Here is a 601-nt window from a genome sequence, read left to right on the forward strand (position 1 = left end):
CCCGTTCCCTAAGGTCACTTAAGCTGCTTGAACGTCAGGAATGCACAAACGTTATGTGCAATTCCTGCAATGATAATTAAATTAACCTTCCAACAACCCATTTCCACGAGATTGTTATTTAACGACGATACAATCAACATGAGAAACAAAGAAATTTAAGAAGTAAATTGAATTAGCTAATCAAAAACAAAAGATAAAAAATTATACACTTGAAGATAAAAAAGGGGGATTTATAATGCAAAAGGCTGTTATTGTATATTTTTTAACAGAGAAGAGAAACAATCTTGATGAATTAAATAATTTACTATCTGAGGGCTGGAAAGTTTTAAGTCAAAAACCAATGGGAGCAGGTCAAAGTAATGCTGCTTTCTCATTAGTAATAATAGAAAAATAATTATTAAATAAAGAACAAGTAATATGGTGAACAATTAATATAAGAGGATGTTTTTAAGTGTAATCAAGATGGCAGGAACAGCACATAACAAAACATTCCTACTTCGTCGCTAACGCTCCTTGGTCGCCAAGGGGTGATTCTGAGAAGTTGATTCAGGCGACACATTCAACCAGCTAAGTCTGACGACCCGTTCCCTTTGGTCACTTA

General features: G+C 34.3%; 1 protein-coding gene. It reads left to right on the top strand.

Features of this window, described 5'->3' with window-relative positions:
* Positions 1–235 precede the first annotated feature (235 nt).
* Positions 236–394 (top strand): hypothetical protein, encoded by a 159-nt coding sequence (locus tag ACH8E3_RS16705; protein WP_458633776.1) that lies wholly within the window; start codon positions 236–238, stop codon positions 392–394.
* Positions 395–601 lie beyond the last annotated feature (207 nt).

The organism is Paenibacillus sp. CMAA1364 (assembly GCF_054373195.1).

Bases quoted from the DNA above. Each gene is read 5' to 3' on its own strand.
- ACH8E3_RS16705 (WP_458633776.1), top strand. From the start codon at position 236: ATGCAAAAGGCTGTTATTGTATATTTTTTAACAGAGAAGAGAAACAAT.